The organism is Flavobacterium hydrophilum (assembly GCF_003202405.1).
GTDB lineage: Bacteria > Bacteroidota > Bacteroidia > Flavobacteriales > Flavobacteriaceae > Flavobacterium > Flavobacterium hydrophilum.
The window spans coordinates 260,833-278,647 of record NZ_QJHL01000003.1 but is presented as its reverse complement, the minus strand read 5'-3'; the positions used below and the strand labels follow the sequence as shown (position 1 = coordinate 278,647).

The window sequence follows — 17,815 nt, the reverse complement described above, 5'->3', positions numbered from 1 at the left end:
GGGTTTGAAACCCGTCTCTACCCATCGCAATTATTTCAATTCACACATAAATGCAGACGGGTTTCAAACCCGTCTCTACGTATAAAAACAATCCTCATCCCATTTCTTAGGATTATTTATGATATAATTTCTAATTCTATCATATTCTGCTTCATTCCTAATAATATGATCGTGAAATCTTTCCTGCCAATTTGAAACTCCTCTTGAATTTCTTCTTTCATTTATTTTCCGGGACGAAAATGATTTTAATGCCCTAATAAATTCAAATACACCGTGATTTTTTTTATTTGGATTTTCAATCACAAAATTATCTGCCATATTACCCGCGGTACAGACGGGTTCGGTACAGACGGGTTTTAAACCCGTCTCTACGTCATCCGAATCGGGAATTATTATTTTTGAATCATTCACTCCAACGATGCAATGAATATGATTGGGCATTATTTGAAATTCTCCCAAAATAATATTATCATAGTGATTCGGTAAATCCAGCCAACAATCTAATATAATTTGACCATATTCATTCAATATCATTTCTCCATCCTTTATGTATCCAAATAAAGGATCTCTATTTTTGGTGCAAATTGTAATAAAATAATCTCCGGGATTATCATAATTCCACCACTTAGCCCTCGCGGTTTCAACTCGATATTTACTTTGAAATTTAACCATTTTATTTCAAAGGGCTATAAACAAAATTCCTAAACGTCACCGAACCTTCTCCAACGGAGGCAAGTCCTAAACGAAGACTCATAAAGCCACTCTGTACATTATGGTTGAAATAGCTTACCTCAGCAGAATTTTCGATTTTTAACCAATCCTTTCCGTTGATGCTGTACAACATATTTACTACCTGTTCCTTTTTTTCGAGGCGTAAAAATAAGTGTGTTTTATTCACTCCTTTTACAGTAGGAAATTGCCATACTCTAAGGATCGCCATTATATTTTCTTTATCGAAAGCGATTCCGGTAAATAATTTAGTATCATAGAAAAGAACTAATCCTGCCGAAGCATTGCCTTCTATTTGAACCTCTACATCTGCAGTGTACGAATGGTCTGAAGGTGTACACAACAAGGGCGAACTTTGACCAATACCTGTTCCTTTTCCTTTGATTTTTATTCCGTTTGAAGAAAATGTGACTCTTCTGGAATCGAACTCATCAAAAAATTGCCATTGCGGATTGAGGTTCGTTCCAGTAAAAGTATCAGAAAGTGTGAAATTACTCTTTATGTTTTGTCCTGCCGGCTTTTTTATTGGAACCTCCGTTTTAATATCATCCTTCATTTTGTACCAGCCGTCTTTTGTCCATTCTACAGGCTGAAGCAATGTCTGGCGTCCCATGTTGTAATAGCCATTTTCGTAACCGTGAAAAACCATCCACCAATTTCCTTTGACATCATCAATTAGTGTGGCGTGACCTTTTGACCACCATTTTTCGGAAGTGTCATTTGTTCTTAAAATTGGATTATGAGGTGAATTTTCCCAAGGTCCCAAAGGCGATTTTGACCTTGCTGAAATTACCATGTGGCTTGTTGCAGGTCCTGCAGTTCCTCCTTCGGCAGTGGTCAAATAATAGTAATCACCTCTTTTAAAAACTTTTGGGCCTTCCATACAAAAACATTCAATAGACCATTCTGAAGGGATTTTCCATCCATCATAAACCTGTTTGCTTTCTCCTGAAACTGCTAAACCCTCTTTTGAAAGCGGAACATAACTTCCATTGCTGAAATATAAATACCGATTCCCTTTATCATCTGTAAAATGTCCGGGATCAATATTGCCAATTTTTAAATCGATGGGATCGCTCCACGGACCGTTTATCGAATCTGCCCAAACAACATAATTGGTTTCGTTAGCCGGAAAATAGATGTAAAATTTGCTATTGAGTTTTACTAAATCGGGAGCCCAGACCGAGCCAACACTTTTTTTGAGCGCATGTGTAACGGGTTTCCAGTTGATGAGATCCTTTGATGTCCAGATTAACAATCCGGGATAATAATTAAATGAGGAGTGCACAATATAATAATCCTCACCATCCCTAATTATGGACGGATCAGGATAATCGCCTGTAAATATCGGATTTTGATAAAATCCGTCTTTTATATTGTCTTTTTGCTGCTGTGCGTTTACGGCAAGCGATAAAAAAAACAATAATAACAGGATTTTTGATTTTAGAAATTGCATAATTTTTAATTTTTTGCCGGACAAACGAATTCATTCAGACGTTCAGTAGAGACGGGTTTCGTACAGACGGGTTTGAAACCCGTATCTACTATTACGGATTTATTTTATATTTTTCATTGGCCGTAATCATTTCCCAATTGTCTGTTCTGAAAGGCGATGCCGGAAATTTTTCTTTATTGAAAAGATTGATTTCTGTATCATCATCTGCCCATCCGTAATGTACTCCAACCGGATTTGACACATTTTCGCTGGAAACGATAATTGTGTTGTTTTTGATTATTGCTTTTGCAGAATGAAAAACTTTGTCGGCACCCGCAATTTCAAATCCTTTTAATTCAGAACTATTTGGTGTTGTGAGTCCGCCTCCAATATTATTAAAAGTCAAAATAATCTGACTGCCTTTTATTTCCTGAGATTTATATGTTGGTCCGCTAAAAATTTGTTTTTTACCATAAACATTATTCAGCGCAATGGCTGCCAAACGAAGCCCAACGTCCTGCTTGTTGGTTGGATGAATATCTGTTGCGTTGCCAATATCTGTTGTAACGGCCATTCCGGTATTGGGTACTTTTAAAGTTTCGGATTGCGCTTCACGGAGTTCAGCCCAACGGCTGCCTTTTTTACTATTTCCTCCAAATTCATCAAAAGTGGACAACTGAACAAAATAGAAAGGAAAATTGCCCTGATTAAATTTAGTTCGCCAATCCTGGATCATCAACGGAAATGCTTTTTTGTATTGATTGGCTCTCCACACATTGGCTTCGCCCTGATACCACAAAACGCCCTGGATCGCATACGGAACCAACGGATTTACCATGGCATTGTATAATAATGAAGGATAACTGTTTGGAGATAAAGCTGTTTTTACTGCAATTACTTTAAATTTCCATTTTGCGTCAAGCGGAATGATTTTAGTTCCGAGAGTTAGTTTTAAGTCAGAAGCTTCTCCATAAATTCCGCCACCTCCTCCGGTGTCGACAATTCTTACTGAGATTACGTTTGTTCCTTCTCTTAAAATATTGGCAGGAAGGGTATACACTCGTTTAGTATCATAAACAGTATTTTTTCCAACCTCAATTCCATTTACGTAGGTGATATCTTCGTCGTCAATTTTTGCAAGGCTTAAAATGGCTTGATTTTTAATGTCTTCTGCTGAAAGTGTTATCGTTTTTCGCATCCATACCACACCGTCTAAATTTCCTAATGGCTGGTTTTCCCATAAACCTGGTGTATTTAATTCACCCCAATTCGAATCATCGAATGTTGTTTCTTTAAAAGAAACTTCATTATCTGCATTTACCGGTGTACCCTGAATTTTTTCGACTCTTTCTTTCATTCGTACGGCAAACAACTTCGAAATAGAATCGACATTTAACGTTGGAACATCAGTAATCATCGCTTTAAAGTCATCACTTTTTTCGAATGCTTGGCGGCTTGTCCAGGTTTCTACATTAGTTCCTCCCCATGAAGTATTTATTATTCCGATTGGGATTTTTAATTCGCCATATATTTTTTTGGCAAAATAAAACCCTACCGCTGTAAAATTACCAACAGTTTCCTTATTTGAAACTTCCCATTTTCCGGCTTTCAAATCGTCTTTTGGAGTTCCGTTTAGTTCCTGAGCTACTCCAAAATGACGAATCATCGGGTAATTTGAATCATTGATTTCATCTTTGGCATTTATAGTTTTTGAAACCTGAAATTCCATGTTCGATTGTCCGCTGCAGATCCATACTTCACCTACCAAAACATCTTTGATAATAATTTTGTTTTTCCCTGTAATGGTTAATTCAAAAGGGCCTCCGGCTTTTTCGGCTGCTAATTTCACCATCCATTTTCCGCTGTTATCGGCCTGAATGGTTTTAGTTTGTTTATTAAAATGAATGGTTACTTTTTCATTCGCATCAGCCCAGCCCCAAACCGGAATTTCTTTATTGCGCTGCAGTACCATTCCGTCTGAAAACAACAAAGGCATTTTGACATTGGCATTTACCATACAGCACATCAAAAGAAGAAAGATTGTGTATTTTTTCATTTTTTTAGAGTTTAGTTTAATCGAAAATACAAAAAGAAACCGCAAAGTTCGCTGCGTTTTGCAAATTGCATTTACTTAGCGATCTTTACGGTTAATCCTATAATGTCGTTATTTATTTTAACCCATCCTGCAATGCTGTTAATGCTTGTAAATCATATACGGTATTATTGCTTCTGTCAAATAAAGACATGGTGTTTGTTCCTAAATTTCCTGCATCCCAATAAAAAGGGACTAAGCCGTTTGCTTTAGACTGTTTTACAACATATTTTAAAAAGTCGGCTCTTGATTTTAGGTGCAATGTTAAAGCATCACCGGTTAAATTACGTTTGATAGCTCCAAACTCTCCTAAAATTACCGGAATTCCTTTGTTTACAAATTGATTTTTCATCAATAGAAAAAACTTATCTATATCAGCTTCTTCACCCCAGGTAGCATTTCTTGAAGTATCTGTAGTCGAATGATTTCCTGCTCCCCAATAATAAAACATTTTACCCCAGTCTGCATCTTCTGCCATTAATGTAAACTGATACGGATAAAAGTGAACCTCTGCCATCATACGGTTTGCAGCAGGGTCTGTAGGAAGCGTTTTCATCAATTGATTCGTTTTTTCGATATCTGTTGATGGCCCTTGTACAATTAAATTACGGTAAGCGTTTTTACCACCGGTTGAGCGAACAGCATCAATAAATGTTTGGTGATATGAAGCTAAAACTGCCATTTCTGCTGCATCTTTAACATCCGGCTCATTGGCACTGGCAAAAAGCAAATGTTCGTCAAATCCTCTTAAATGTGTAGCTATTTGTTGCCAAAATGCTTTTTGTTTGGCATTAGTTTCAACTTTCTTAGCTTCTGTGTTATTTTTTTCCAGCCATCCGCCGTCCCAATGAATATTTACAATTACATACATATCATTATCAACACAGTACTGAACAACTTCTTTAACACGGTTTAACCAATCTGTTTTGATTTTTGCTGTTGCAGCATTTTCCATATGCTGATTCCATGAACATGGGATTCTAATCGCATTAAATCCATTGGCTTTAACCAAATCAATCAAGGCTTTTGTAACCTTTGGATTTCCCCAGGCAGTTTCTCCTCCTGTTGCTTCTAATGTATTTCCAATATTCCAGCCCATTTTCATCTTCGCTGCCAATTGTACAGCAGTACTGCTCATCCCTGTAGCATCGGCAGCAATGGGATTTGTATTATAGTCGGGAAATCCCTGAGAAACTGCAATCCCAGCCTGTGAAACTGTAATTTGTACAGTTTTAGCGTCATTTGAGGTTAATGTTATAATTGCTGTTCTTGTTTGAGTTGTTGTATTTGCTAAGGCTGTAACTATAACTGTAGTACTTCCCGAAGTACCTCCGGACTGACTAATTTTCACCCAGCCTGCACCTGAGTTACTCAACAACCAGGCGGTTGCATCTGTTTCGATTTTAATTTCTTTAGTACTTTCGCTACTTTCAAAATCAATTTTATTGGTGCTTGCAGTAAGACCTTTAATTGTCAAATCCTGCGCGGTTTCTTTATCAGCACTACAGGCAAATACCCCGGCAAAAATTATGCAGGATAAAAAACTAAATACATAGCTGTTTATTATTCTTTTCATTTTAATTTGGTTGTTTAAGTTAATAAAGTGTGGTTGTTTTGATTTTTTATTTGATGGTTACTACTATCTCTTTTTTGATATCTCTTGAAGAATTTCCGATTTTCAAGGTATATTTTCCCGGTTCAACTGTCCATTTTTTAGCAGCTGCATCATAATAGGCCAGTTCCTTAACCGGAACCTTAATTGTTACTGTATTTGAATCTCCTGATTTTACTAATGTTTTCACGAAACCTTTTAATTCTTTTTCAGCACGTGTTACTTTTGAATTGGATTTGGATGCATAAAGCTGTACTACTTCTTTCCCATCTGTTTTTCCGGTGTTCTTTACCTCTACTGAAACAGAAATAGTTTCGTTTGAAGCATACGCTTCTTTGTCTGCTTTTGTATTTTCGAAAGCAAAACTAGTGTATGACAATCCGTATCCGAATGGATATAGGGGTGCGATTTTTTTAGTATCAAACCAGCGGTATCCTACCAAAATTCCTTCGGCATACTTAACGGCTTTATCTCCGGGGAAACTGTTTGTTGCATGAGCCGGAGAGTCCATCAGTTTTTTAGGCATTGTCCATGGTAATTTTCCGGATGGATTTACTTTTCCAAGCAACACATCTGCTACGGCATTTCCTCCTTCTGAACCATTAAACCATGTCCATACTAAAGCTGCAGTTTTTTTACTGATATCTTCAATTTCAAAAGGGGCACCAGCCACAATTACTACAATTGTTCTTGGATTAACGGCTTGCACCTTTTTGATTAATTCTTCTTGTCCGAATGGTAATTTTAAATTTCTTCGATCAGAAGCTTCAGTTTCATAATCACGATTTGAACCGGCAAAAACAATCGCAACATCAGATTTCTTGGCTGCTTCAATCGCTTCCTGTAATTTGGCCGGATCTAACTGATCAATTGTCACAGGACCGTTTGACGTTATATTACCTAAATTTCCTTTATTTTTTTCATCATATCTTTCTAAATATCCTTCGGCATAATTAATTTTAACGGTTGACGGAAGTCTGTTTTTTAAACCTTCAAGTGGTGTGACTTCTCTTTTTGTTTTAACTCCGGCACCAAATCCGCCAAGCGCATTTTTCTTCGTTGCGTTATTACCAATTATGGCGATTGATTTGATTCCGTCTAATTTTAAAGGCAATGCATTGTTTTCATTTTTTAATAAAACCACAGCTTCCGCAGCAATTTTATAAGCGTCCTGATAATGTGCTTCGGTTGCGATACTTCCTTTAACACGTTCTTTTCCTCCTATTGCTTTTACCTGAAACAAAGTGCGTAAAATTCTTTTTACATGGATATCAATTTCAGCTTCCGAAATTTCTTTGTTCTTTGCGGCAGCAATTAATTTATCCGCAAGGAAAAATTCATTGAAAGGTTTTGGTGTTCCCATTTCGATATCCAGTCCGTTCTGAAGCGATTTTACTGTTGAATGTACCGCTGCCCAGTCTGAAACCACAACTCCCTTAAAGCCCCATTCATCACGAAGGATTTTATTGAGCATATAATCATTCTCACACAAATATTCGCCTCTGAATTTGTTGTAAGCACCCATAATGCTATACGCCTTTCCTTCTTTTACAGCAGCTTCAAAAGCCGGAAGATAAATTTCGCGCAATGTACGCTCGTCAATCTGCACGTCAACAAAATCACGATTCGTTTCCTGATTATTGGCTGCGAAGTGTTTTACACAAGCCATAATATCATTATCCTGTAAACCTACAACCATCGGAACTGCCATTTTTTTGTTCAAAAACGGATCTTCGGTCATATATTCATAGGTTCTTCCACCAAGCGGTGTTCTCACAATATTAATTGCCGGAGAAAGCAACATGTCTTTATCTCTGGCTCGCATTTCCTGGCCAACACTATTTCCAAAGGTGTATGCCATTTCTGTATTCCATGTGGCTGCCAAAGCTCCGGCTGCCGGATAATAGGTGGCAAAATCATTTGTTAAACCTGCCGGAGCCCAGCTGTCTCTGGAAATTTCCTCACGAACTCCCAGTGGTCCATCAGCCATTTTTAATTCCGGAATACCCAAACGCTTTACACCTCCGGAAGTAAACATACTGTTACCGTGCAGCATGCCTATTTTTTCTTCAAGGGTCATCTGAGCAACCAGTTTATCAATTTCAGTGTCAAACTCTGAACCTATTTCTTTTCCTGTATATTCTTTTTGAACGGAATCAGTATCTAACTCTTGTGCATTGTTTTTACAGGAAGTAAAAACCACAAAAGCCATCAATGCCGACAGTCGTAAAATTTTGTTTTTCATATCGTTTTGTTTTTAGATTTAAAGATTTTGATCCTCACAAAAAACCTTTAAAATGGTATTTAATTTATTTTTGGTAGTATTTACTGTTTTATCAGATTAAAAAGGACAACATCATTTTCATTGATTTTATAATCTTTGCTGTAAGTGCCTGTTGCGTCAATTGTTATTTTTTCTGTTGCGATTACGGCTCCATTATTTTTTTCTTTAAGCGAAGTAACCTGCTGTTTAGTTAACTGAGCCGGTTTGCCCATTGCCAGATAATCTGCAAAAACGTCGTTTGATTTATATCCGACTTTATAGATTTCTAAAGTGTATTTCCCTTTTTGAAGGCCTGAAACTTCAACTTTTATTTTTCCTTTTTCTTTCGAAGGCAAATCCTGTACATAATAAGTTTGGTTCCAGACTTTGTCTCCAGGATGTGTATTGGTAAAATCCCAGAATAAAAGCTGAACATCTCCTTTTGCATTTTTAGTCACCCATGAAGCCTTATCTGTATTCTGAAGTTCTGTTTCCCCCAATTTGTTCAGAAAATAATAGGAGAAATAAGCCGGTTTTTTAATGCCCTGTGTATTCAATAATCCGAAACCACCGTGAAAAGGCGTAAATCTTGGACCTGGCTCTTCAAAAATATCTGTAAAAACCCAGTATGACATAGAGTTTGCCGCATTGCCAACCTCTTTTAGCTTTTGAAGGATATACGCTGCGGAATGATAACTGTCATGAATTGGATCTGCAGGCGTATAAGATGAGCTCCATTCAGTGTAATGCAGTTCCAGATTTGGTTTAACCGAATTGGTAATCTGCTTGCGTGAATTGAGTACATCGCCACTTACACTAAATTCTTCCTTATTTAAAACTGTTCCCGAAGTTCCGAATTCATCTAAATATCCTTGTTTTACTCCGTAAGTATGTGTGGAAATAAAATCCAGAGGCACATTATTTTTAACAGCGAATTCAATTGTTTCCGGAACCCACGCTGCTCCGGCAGTTGCAGGTCCTCCAACTTTATAATCTTTGTTTACACTTTTTATGCCGCGGACTGCATATTCATACAATTTGAAATATTCTTCCTGAGTACCTGTCCAGAAACCCGGTGATAAATTCGGTTCGTTCCACACTTCAAAATACCATGTTTTTACTTCTTCATCTCCATAACGTTCTTTGAAATGTGCTGTTAGATTCCGAATCAGATCTTCCCATTTTTTATAATCTTTTGGTGGGGTCACGTTTCCTTTCCACCAGAAAATGGTTTCTTTTCCGCTTGCCAGTGCATTGGGCATAAAACCTAATTCTACAAAGGGTTTCATTTTCAGACTCACAATAAAGTCAAACAAAACGTCAACATATTGGTAATTGTATTCCGGATTCCCTTTTGAATCTTCTCTGTAAACCGCCATATCATCAGTGAGCAAACCATGCATTCGGATGTATTTAAAATCACATTCTTTCTTTACCATTGCCAATTGCTGCTGCCAGTCGGCTCTTAGACCCTCATTTGCTCTTCCGGCACCAATGCATTCTTTGAACATGGTGTTTAATTTTCCGGAAGATTTGTTGAAATCTACTTTTATGGTTCGGTCTTGTCCAAACAAATTGACTGAACTAATTAAAACTATTATTATTAAAAGTTTTTTCATCTTGAAAATGGTTTTAATTCTAAATGTTAGACGCACTGCTGTGCGTCTCTGCATATTGCGCACTTACAGAAAATCTATTGATTACAATTTCCTGAATCTCACTGCACCTCCTCCGGCTCCTCCTAAATTCAATTTCAAAGAATCTGTAGATTTTACTGTTTTCTTCGAAATTGCTACTGCTTCAGGATTGTGTTTTTGATCTGTACCTTCAGCATCGACATAAATCTGTGCTTCGTAAGTTGCGTTTGAATCTAAGAATGACAAGGAAATCTCAACTTTTCTTGGGTTTTCATTTGTTAATGTTCCTAAATACCAATCTGCACTGTTTCTGTCTTTTCTTGCTGTTGTAATGTATTCACCAATTTTTCCTTCTAAGATTTTGGTATCTTCCCAATCGGTTGGAACATCTTTTAAGAATTGCAAAGCTGGTTTTCCTTCGTAATTTTCCGGAAGATCGGCAAGCATTTGAATTGGAGAATAAAGTACTACATACAATGCTAATTGCTGCCCCACTGTTCCCTGAATTCTTTTTCCCGGATACCCTTGTTTTACCTCAACATCAAAAATTCCGGGTGTGAAGTCCATTGGGCCGGAAAGTAATCTTGTAAACGGAATAATACTTAAATGGTTTGGCGGATTTCCTTCGCTCCAGGCGTTGTATTCCTGTCCGCGTGCTGCTTCTCTCGAAACCATGTTTGGAAATGTTCTGCGTTCACCGGTATCTTTTATCGATTCATGATATAAAACCGCTAAATCGTATTGCGCTGCTTTTTCTAAAATGTATCTGAAATAATTCACCCCAAATTGTCCGAAGTGCATTTGTTTCATATTCAGTTTAGAACCTACGTGACCAATTTTTACGGTGTGAATTCCCAATTTTTTGTATAAAGCAAAACCTTCATCAACCTCTTTTAAGTAATTAATTAAGTTGGAGCCCGTTTCATGGTATCCGATTAATTCGATGTTCTTTTTCTTTCCGTATTCAACCACTTTTTCTAAATCGAAATTGTCAGCACTTTTCGTGAAACTGAACATGTGCATACGATTTTCATACCATCCCGGCGTCCAGCCTTTGTTCCAGCCTTCGATTAATAAATGATTGAAACCTTCTTTTGCTGTAAAATCGATATATTCTTCTGCGTGTTTTGTAGTGGCACCTTGTTTGTCGCTTTCCCAGAAAGTATATTTCCCGATGTGCATTCCCCACCAGATGCCTAAATATTTGTATGGTTTGAAATAAGTATTTGTATTTTTTAATTTGTTTGGTTCATTCAGGTTTAAAACCAAATAAGAAGTAATCAATTCACCCGGATTTTCTCCAATTTGAATCGTTCTCCATGATGAAGTAAACGTATCTTTTACACGAACTTTTACTCCATCAGGCCAAGGCACTAAATCTGATTTTAGTTCTGTTCCTTTATTATTCACCAACGTCATACTGGCAAAATCAATCAGATTTGCTTCGTGGAAACTTAAAGCCAATCCACTTTTACTTTCGATTGTTAGCGGAGTTAAAACCGTATCTAATTTACTGACTGGCGCAGCTTCAAATAAATATTCGTCGCGGTTTTCTCTGTTTGCAGGAATCCACCAGGCTTTTCCATCTTCTTTTAAGTTAAAAGTCGTTTTTTCATCCGTAATGAAAATACTGTCTTTTACATTTTGTTTTGGATAAACGTATCTAAAGGCAACCCCGTCATCAAAAGCGCGAAACTGAATCTGCAGTTTTCTTTTATTACCTGTTTTTTGCTGTAAATCAACAACTAACTGATTATAATGGTTTCTGATGTTTTTCTTTTCTCCCCAAACTTGCTCCCAGGTTTCATCAAAAGTGGATGTTTTTGCTCCTTTGATTTCAAAGTTTGAACTTAAATCTTCATTTCCTTTCAGAAGAAATCCTAAATCTGACGGTGTAATAACTTGGGTTTTTCCGTGAGAAACGGTATATTTCGGAGCGTTTTTTACCAATTCAAATTTGATTTTGTTTTGTCCGTTTGGCGATGCCAGTTCGTATGTATTTTTATTTTTCTGGCTATAACCAAAACTAATTGAAAGCAGTACAGCGGAAAGGAAAAGGTGTTTTTTCATGATATTTTATTTAATCTTTTATAAATAAATCGGGTGATACCGAATTCCACCCGATTTATAAAACTAACTCTAACAAAACCTATTTTAGCCACTCGGTTTTAAAAGTGGTTTTTCCATTTAAGGTATTTGGTGTTACATCCAAAGTATTTCCTTTTTTAGTAACTGTAATTTCCTGAACAGCATCTCCATCCGGTAAAAATATTTTGGCTTTCGCCGAAGTGATTTTGTCACTTGCGAATACTTTTAGGGTTAATTTACTCCAGTCCATATCTTTGGTAGATTGTGCCAATGCAATATGTGGGATAGCAGAACCGTCTCTCACCAAAACTACAATTGGCACTTCGCCTGCTTTGATTTTATGCCATCCTCCCTCGTATACTTTTTTAGTCTGATAATCAATCCATATCCCTGCCGGAAGGTAAACGTCTCTCTCTTCAACTTCTTCAAAAAGCGGTGCAACCAGCATACTTGATCCGAATAAATATTCATTGTCAACCAACCAGGCTCCGGGATCGTTTGGATATTCTACAAACAAAGCGCGCATCATCGGCAATCCCTTTTGGGAACTTTCTTTTGCCTGGGCGTAGATATACGGCATCAATTCGTAACGCATATTATCTGCTTTTCTAAATCCTTCTAAGAAATCTTTGCTGTATAACCAAGGTTCGCGAGGCGGTTCTCCGTGGCTTCTTACGTGAGAAGTAAACATGCCGAACGGTGCCCATCTTCTGTATAAATTTTCAGGAGATTTTGTAGCGAAGCCCCCAACGTCATGACTCCAGAAACTAAAACCGGAAAGACCTAATGAAAGTCCGCCTCGCAATTCTGCAGACATCGCTCCGTTTGTAGTTTCGGCATCTCCGCCCCAATGCAATGGGTAACGCTGGCTTCCTGCCCAGGTACTTCTCGCCCAGATTAAAGTATATCCTTTTTCTTTCTGCGTAATTTCGGCTACAGCCTTGTTGTATCTTAGCGGATATAAATTGTGTTCGTAGAAACCTGTTCTTCCTGAATGGTAAATTCCGTCAGGCGGAGCTGCTTCTCCAAAATCAACTTTGAAAACAGAAACACCCTGATCAAATAATTTTTTCAATTTTGATTGGTACCAGGTTACCGTTTCAGGATTTGAGAAATCCAATACAGCATCTTCGTACGGAAGATTTCCTTTACGGTCTTTTACTGCCAGATTTTTGTCCATGATTTCGTTGAACAACGTATTTTTTGGTGTGAAATAAGGCAACTGCCATAAACACACATGAAAGCCATCTTCTTTCAAATCGGACATCATTTTTTGAGCATCCGGGAAACGCGCTTTTGCAAACTCATAGTTGTTTCTCCAGTCTACATCAAACCAACCGGTATCAAAGTGAATAACATCTGTTGGAATTTTATATTTACGTAAATCTCTGGCAACATCTCTTCCTTCTTTTTCAGAGAAATACGTAATACGGCTCATCCAGAAACCAAATGACCAAAGTGGCGGCATGGCTGCTTTTCCTGTCAAATCGGTGTATTGATCTAAAATATCTTTTGGTTCTCCGATAAAGAAAAACAAATCGGCTTCGTCGTCGCCAATGTACATTTCGTTGGCGCTGGCAAAATATCTTCCAAAGTCAACTGTAATTGGTGTTGAATGGTGCATGAAAACTCCGTAACCACGGCTGCTCATGTAAAACGGAATCGGTTTGTACATGGTTTCATTCTGGATTCCGTTGGCGTCATCCGTCCATAAAACTACTTTTTGACCACGTTTGTTGAATTGTGTAAAGGATTCCCCACAGCCAAATATTTTTTCGTCCGGCTCTAAACTGAAAGCAGCGCCCATACTTCTGGAGTAATCACTGTTTCTGCGAACATAAGAAAACGGAAGTGTTGGCGTATAGGTATTTTTAAAATCGGTATCGTGAAGTGTACTTGTAAGGAGTTTTCCTTTTTCATCGTAGATTTTAACATGCCACGGTTTTGTCAAAATTTCGACTTTTCCATGTTTGCTTGTGTAGCTGTGACCGCCTTCGATTTTAGCATATTTCCATAATTCAGGATGGTTTGGTGCAACACCGTCAACCAGCATCAGAGATTCTTTTTGTGGGTGAAACTGCGGTCCAGAAGTTGTTTTGATACGAATTGTTCTGTCTGAAACAAACTGAATTTCGAATGGCAATACCGGTGAAACCTCGTATTCTGTTGTTGGGAATTCATTTGGTTTCTCTGTATCAGGTTTCACCATCATATTGTTGAAAGCCTGACGTGTTTTATAATTGTATCTCAAATATTTTATAGTTCCTTTTCCTGTTGCAGGATCAAAAGAGGCCAATTCATCAGCGAAATAAAACGTATTCAGGTAATTCTGAAAATCTTTGCTGATATCTATCGGAGCATTCAGCACATCTGCATTTTGGATTTGGGCTGATGCTTTTGGCGAAAGCAATAATCCAAAACCCATAAACAGCGACAAGGAGGCTATTTGTATTTTTTTCATTATGGTTGATATTTAGTATTATTAATTGCGTTTATTCTGCTGTAATTACAATTGTAGATTGTTTTAATCCATTTGCTTTAGCGGTCAATTCAATTCGACCTGACTTATCAGAAGACTGAACAATGACCAGACATTTTCCGGCCAAAGCTGTATGTATTGTTCCTTTATAGGATTCATGACTCAACGGATCACCGCTGCAAACCCCAACAATTTTTCCGTTTCCTTTTAAGGAGAAATTTATTTCGTTATTGGCATTTGGAGCCAGAGTTCCTTTAGCATCTAAAATGTCAACTGTTACAAATGACAAATCAGTTTTATTTGCTTTGATGGTGCTTCTGTCCGCAGTTAATTTTAATTGCGAAGGATTTCCGGCTGTTTTGATTTCTTTTTCTAAAACTATTTTTCCATCTTTACGGGAAACTGCTTTTAGAGTTCCCTGCTGAAATGGAATTCTCCACATTACATGTAAATCATCTCCTTTTTTGCTTCGTTTTCCAACTGATTTTCCGTTTACGAAAAGTTCTACCTCATCGGCATTATTGTAATAAGCCCAAACGTCAACAATTTGTCCGGCTTTCCAGTTCCAATGTGGAAAAATATGAAGAACATCTTTATCGGTCCATTCGCTTTGGTACATATAATACACATCTTTCGGGAAACCGGCTAAATCTACAATTCCGAAATATGAACTTACTGATGGCCATTCGTACGGAGTTGGTTCTCCGATATAATCAAAACCTGTCCAAACGTACATTCCGGCTAAGAAATCGTGTTTTTTGATAATTTTCCAGGTTGCTTCGTGTGTAGATCCCCAAGGCGTTTGTACCTGATCGTAAGCCGAAACGGTATTTCCCGGATTACCTCCATCAAATTTTTTATCCCAACTAACCGGCCATTTTTTGATAGTATCTGAAACGGCATCGTAATATCCTCTTGTCTGTAACCCTGAAGTAGTCTCGGTTGCAATGAAAGGTGTCTTTGGGAAATTTTTTAAATGATGTTCGAAAGTTTGATGTGCATAATTGTATCCGATTAAATCCAGAACTCCCGATCCTGCAAGCGGATTAATTGAAACATTCTTTTTCTCGAATTGTAAAGTAACGGCATCAATATTCATGTTTACCGGCGGATTCATTCCTGCTGTAATTGGTCTCGTTTTATCATATTGACGTGTAATTGCTGCTAATTCTTTGGCAATTTCAATTCCGGTTTCATTCCATTGTTCCGGAATTTCATTTCCAATGCTCCACATAAAAATACTCGCGTGATTTCGGTCACGCAACAACTGATCGATTAAATCTTGCTTATGCCATTTGTCCCAATCGTTACCGTAATCATATTTGGTTTTTGTTTGTTTCCACATGTCGAATGCTTCATCCATGACAATGAAACCCATTTTGTCACAAAGCTCTAAAAGTTCTGTTGCCGGCGGATTGTGTGAAGTCCTGATTCCGTTTACACCCATTTCTTTCATGATTTCTAACTGACGTTCGATGGCGCGCGTATTGATTGCAGAACCTAACGGACCTAAATCGTGGTGCATACAAACCCCTTTTATTTTGACTTGTTTTCCGTTCAGAATAAAACCTTTATTCAGATCAAATTTAAAATCCCTGATTCCGAAAGTGGTTTTGTATTGGTCAATTATTTTATCGTCAAGCGAAATTTCGGTAACTGCTGTGCACAATTCCGGATTTTCGTCTGACCATAATACAGGATTTTCAACTTCAGCTGTTTGCTTTACAATTTGATTTCCATCCGCATTGATTGTTATATTTTGAGTAACCGAAGTTACTTTGGTGTCTTCTTTAAAAATAGTTGTGGTTACTGTAGCTTTTTTAGATTCTTTGTATTGATTTTTAATTGTAGTTTCAATATGTACTGAAGCTTTTTCAGCTGTAATTTTTGGGGTTGTAATATAGGTTCCCCATTGTCCTACGTGAAGTTTATCTGTAGTTTCGATCCAGACATTTCTAAAAATTCCGGAACCCGAATACCAGCGTGAATTGGGTTGTTTTGAATTGTCAACCTTAACAATTATTTCGTTGTTTTTGTCTCCATAGTTTAAGTAAGGAGTAATCTCATATTGAAAGCCAATATAGCCGTTTGGACGTTTTCCTAAAAAATGCCCGTTTATCCAGACTTCGCTGTTTCTATAAACGCCGTCAAAAGTAATTGAAGTAATTTTTGTGCTGTCTGTTGCAGCAACTTTAAATGTTTTTTTGTACCAGCCCAAACCTCCGTTAAGCGATCCTCCGCCATAACCTCCTGGGCTTTTTTCATCAAATTTTCCTTCTATGCTCCAATCGTGAGGAACGTCTAAAGTGCGCCATTTTGTAGAAGGACTAATTGTATCTTTATCAACAAGACTATCATTAAGATGAAAACTCCAATCTGAATTAAAAGAAATTTTTCTATTGAAAAAAGCATCTTCTTTTTTATTACAAGAGCAGAACAGAATGACTCCTACTAATGTTAATAATGAAAATTTGCTGTTTAATTTTTTTCTTTTATTCATGGTATTCTTTTTTGTTTTTTATATCAATAATTTAAGTCTCAGTTTAAAAGAACATTAAAAATGTCTTGAAAACTGAGACTATGAAAATTAAATAATTAAGGTTTTACAACCAAATGATAAATCAAATAATCACCATCTGCCCTAATAGCTATAAAAGCTAAGGTTGTCTCGGTAAGTTCTACAATCTGAACATTAGTAAAAGTAAATCCGGAACTAAAATAGCTTGGTCCGCTTGGATGTAACATTTCTGTTCCTCCGTTAAAACTAATCCTGTCATTTGTTGAACCTGCAGTAAGATTAAAATTAAAAGTTCCTGTTTTTGTTGTCTGCACAGCACTTCCGGCTGTTGGATCAGTTTGTTTTACTGTAACATTATAACCTCCGTTAAGATTAAAAGTAACTTCTCCCCAATCTTTGTTTTCTAAACCTGCCCACGAAATATCAGAAAGATTTGGCCACCATCCATGACCACTTACTGCAATGTTTTGGTAAGATGCAGGTTTTCCAATAAATTCCAGAGGTGCAGTCATGTATAAAACCCAGGTTTTTCCATTCACACCATTAGTTAAGAAGTTCCATCTTTCATCACTAAAATAGGTCTCATCATTTTGAGTAACATTAACTGTTACCGGAGCAGCATCTACAGCACCACTTTGTGTATAAGCAGTGAAATAAATCGTATATTTTCCTGCGAAAGGAAAAGTAATTTCATCTTCACCTTTATTAGAATGCCCTAATTCATTTCCATTTCCGTCAACATATTTCCAATAAGGAATTACGTCAGTGGTTAAATTTTTTAGTTTTATTTTATTCCCTCCCGGACTTGCCTGTAAATCCTGAGTAACTTGAATATTGATATCCGATTTGTCTATCGTTTCTTCTAAAGAATATGTTTCAGGTGAACAAGATGGGACAAGTAAAAGTACCATTATCATCAAAAATGATGTAATTAATAATTTAGTCTTTTTCATTTTTTTAAA

General features: G+C 37.2%; 10 protein-coding genes. All 10 read right to left on the bottom strand.

Annotated features, from left to right (window positions below):
- Positions 1-75: 75 nt before the first annotated feature.
- A complete protein-coding gene (locus DMB68_RS14215; protein WP_110347339.1) occupies positions 76-672 on the bottom strand; it encodes a transposase in 597 nt (198 codons plus the stop codon).
- A gap of 1 nt (position 673) precedes the next feature.
- Positions 674-2,185 carry a family 43 glycosylhydrolase gene (locus tag DMB68_RS14210; protein WP_110347338.1) on the bottom strand — a complete coding sequence of 504 codons (1,512 nt, stop codon included), beginning with the start codon at positions 2,183-2,185 and terminating at the stop codon, positions 674-676.
- A 91-nt stretch (positions 2,186-2,276) separates the two neighbouring features.
- Positions 2,277-4,220: a sialate O-acetylesterase gene (locus tag DMB68_RS14205; RefSeq protein ID WP_110347337.1), complete on the bottom strand. Its 1,944-nt coding sequence runs from the start codon at positions 4,218-4,220 to the stop codon at positions 2,277-2,279.
- Between the two features lie 112 nt (positions 4,221-4,332).
- Positions 4,333-5,832, bottom strand: coding sequence for a cellulase family glycosylhydrolase (locus DMB68_RS14200; protein ID WP_110347336.1), 1,500 nt, complete (start codon positions 5,830-5,832; stop codon positions 4,333-4,335).
- Positions 5,833-5,878: 46 nt separating this feature from the next.
- On the bottom strand, positions 5,879-8,113 hold the full coding sequence (locus tag DMB68_RS14195; RefSeq protein ID WP_110347335.1) for a glycoside hydrolase family 3 C-terminal domain-containing protein: 2,235 nt from the start codon (positions 8,111-8,113) through the stop codon (positions 5,879-5,881).
- 80 nt (positions 8,114-8,193) lie between these two features.
- Positions 8,194-9,750, bottom strand: coding sequence for a GH39 family glycosyl hydrolase (locus DMB68_RS14190; RefSeq protein ID WP_110347334.1), 1,557 nt, complete (start codon positions 9,748-9,750; stop codon positions 8,194-8,196).
- Between the two features lie 81 nt (positions 9,751-9,831).
- A complete protein-coding gene (locus DMB68_RS14185) occupies positions 9,832-11,838 on the bottom strand; it encodes a glycoside hydrolase family 97 protein (RefSeq protein ID WP_110347333.1) in 2,007 nt (668 codons plus the stop codon).
- Between the two features lie 79 nt (positions 11,839-11,917).
- Positions 11,918-14,317 carry a glycoside hydrolase family 31 protein gene (locus tag DMB68_RS14180; protein ID WP_110347332.1) on the bottom strand — a complete coding sequence of 800 codons (2,400 nt, stop codon included), beginning with the start codon at positions 14,315-14,317 and terminating at the stop codon, positions 11,918-11,920.
- Between the two features lie 31 nt (positions 14,318-14,348).
- On the bottom strand, positions 14,349-16,835 hold the full coding sequence (locus tag DMB68_RS14175) for a glycoside hydrolase family 2 TIM barrel-domain containing protein (RefSeq protein WP_110347331.1): 2,487 nt from the start codon (positions 16,833-16,835) through the stop codon (positions 14,349-14,351).
- Between the two features lie 95 nt (positions 16,836-16,930).
- The gene (locus tag DMB68_RS14170; RefSeq protein ID WP_196783706.1) at positions 16,931-17,806 is read right to left on the bottom strand and encodes a hypothetical protein; all 876 of its coding nucleotides are present in this window, start codon (positions 17,804-17,806) and stop codon (positions 16,931-16,933) included.
- Positions 17,807-17,815: the final 9 nt, after the last annotated feature.

Bases quoted from the DNA above. Each gene is read 5' to 3' on its own strand.
- DMB68_RS14215 (WP_110347339.1), bottom strand. From the start codon at position 672: ATGGTTAAATTTCAAAGTAAATATCGAGTTGAAACCGCGAGGGCTAAG.
- DMB68_RS14210 (WP_110347338.1), bottom strand. From the start codon at position 2,185: ATGCAATTTCTAAAATCAAAAATCCTGTTATTATTGTTTTTTTTATCG.
- DMB68_RS14205 (WP_110347337.1), bottom strand. From the start codon at position 4,220: ATGAAAAAATACACAATCTTTCTTCTTTTGATGTGCTGTATGGTAAAT.
- DMB68_RS14200 (WP_110347336.1), bottom strand. From the start codon at position 5,832: ATGAAAAGAATAATAAACAGCTATGTATTTAGTTTTTTATCCTGCATA.
- DMB68_RS14195 (WP_110347335.1), bottom strand. From the start codon at position 8,113: ATGAAAAACAAAATTTTACGACTGTCGGCATTGATGGCTTTTGTGGTT.
- DMB68_RS14190 (WP_110347334.1), bottom strand. From the start codon at position 9,750: ATGAAAAAACTTTTAATAATAATAGTTTTAATTAGTTCAGTCAATTTG.
- DMB68_RS14185 (WP_110347333.1), bottom strand. From the start codon at position 11,838: ATGAAAAAACACCTTTTCCTTTCCGCTGTACTGCTTTCAATTAGTTTT.
- DMB68_RS14180 (WP_110347332.1), bottom strand. From the start codon at position 14,317: ATGAAAAAAATACAAATAGCCTCCTTGTCGCTGTTTATGGGTTTTGGA.
- DMB68_RS14175 (WP_110347331.1), bottom strand. From the start codon at position 16,835: ATGAATAAAAGAAAAAAATTAAACAGCAAATTTTCATTATTAACATTA.
- DMB68_RS14170 (WP_196783706.1), bottom strand. From the start codon at position 17,806: ATGAAAAAGACTAAATTATTAATTACATCATTTTTGATGATAATGGTA.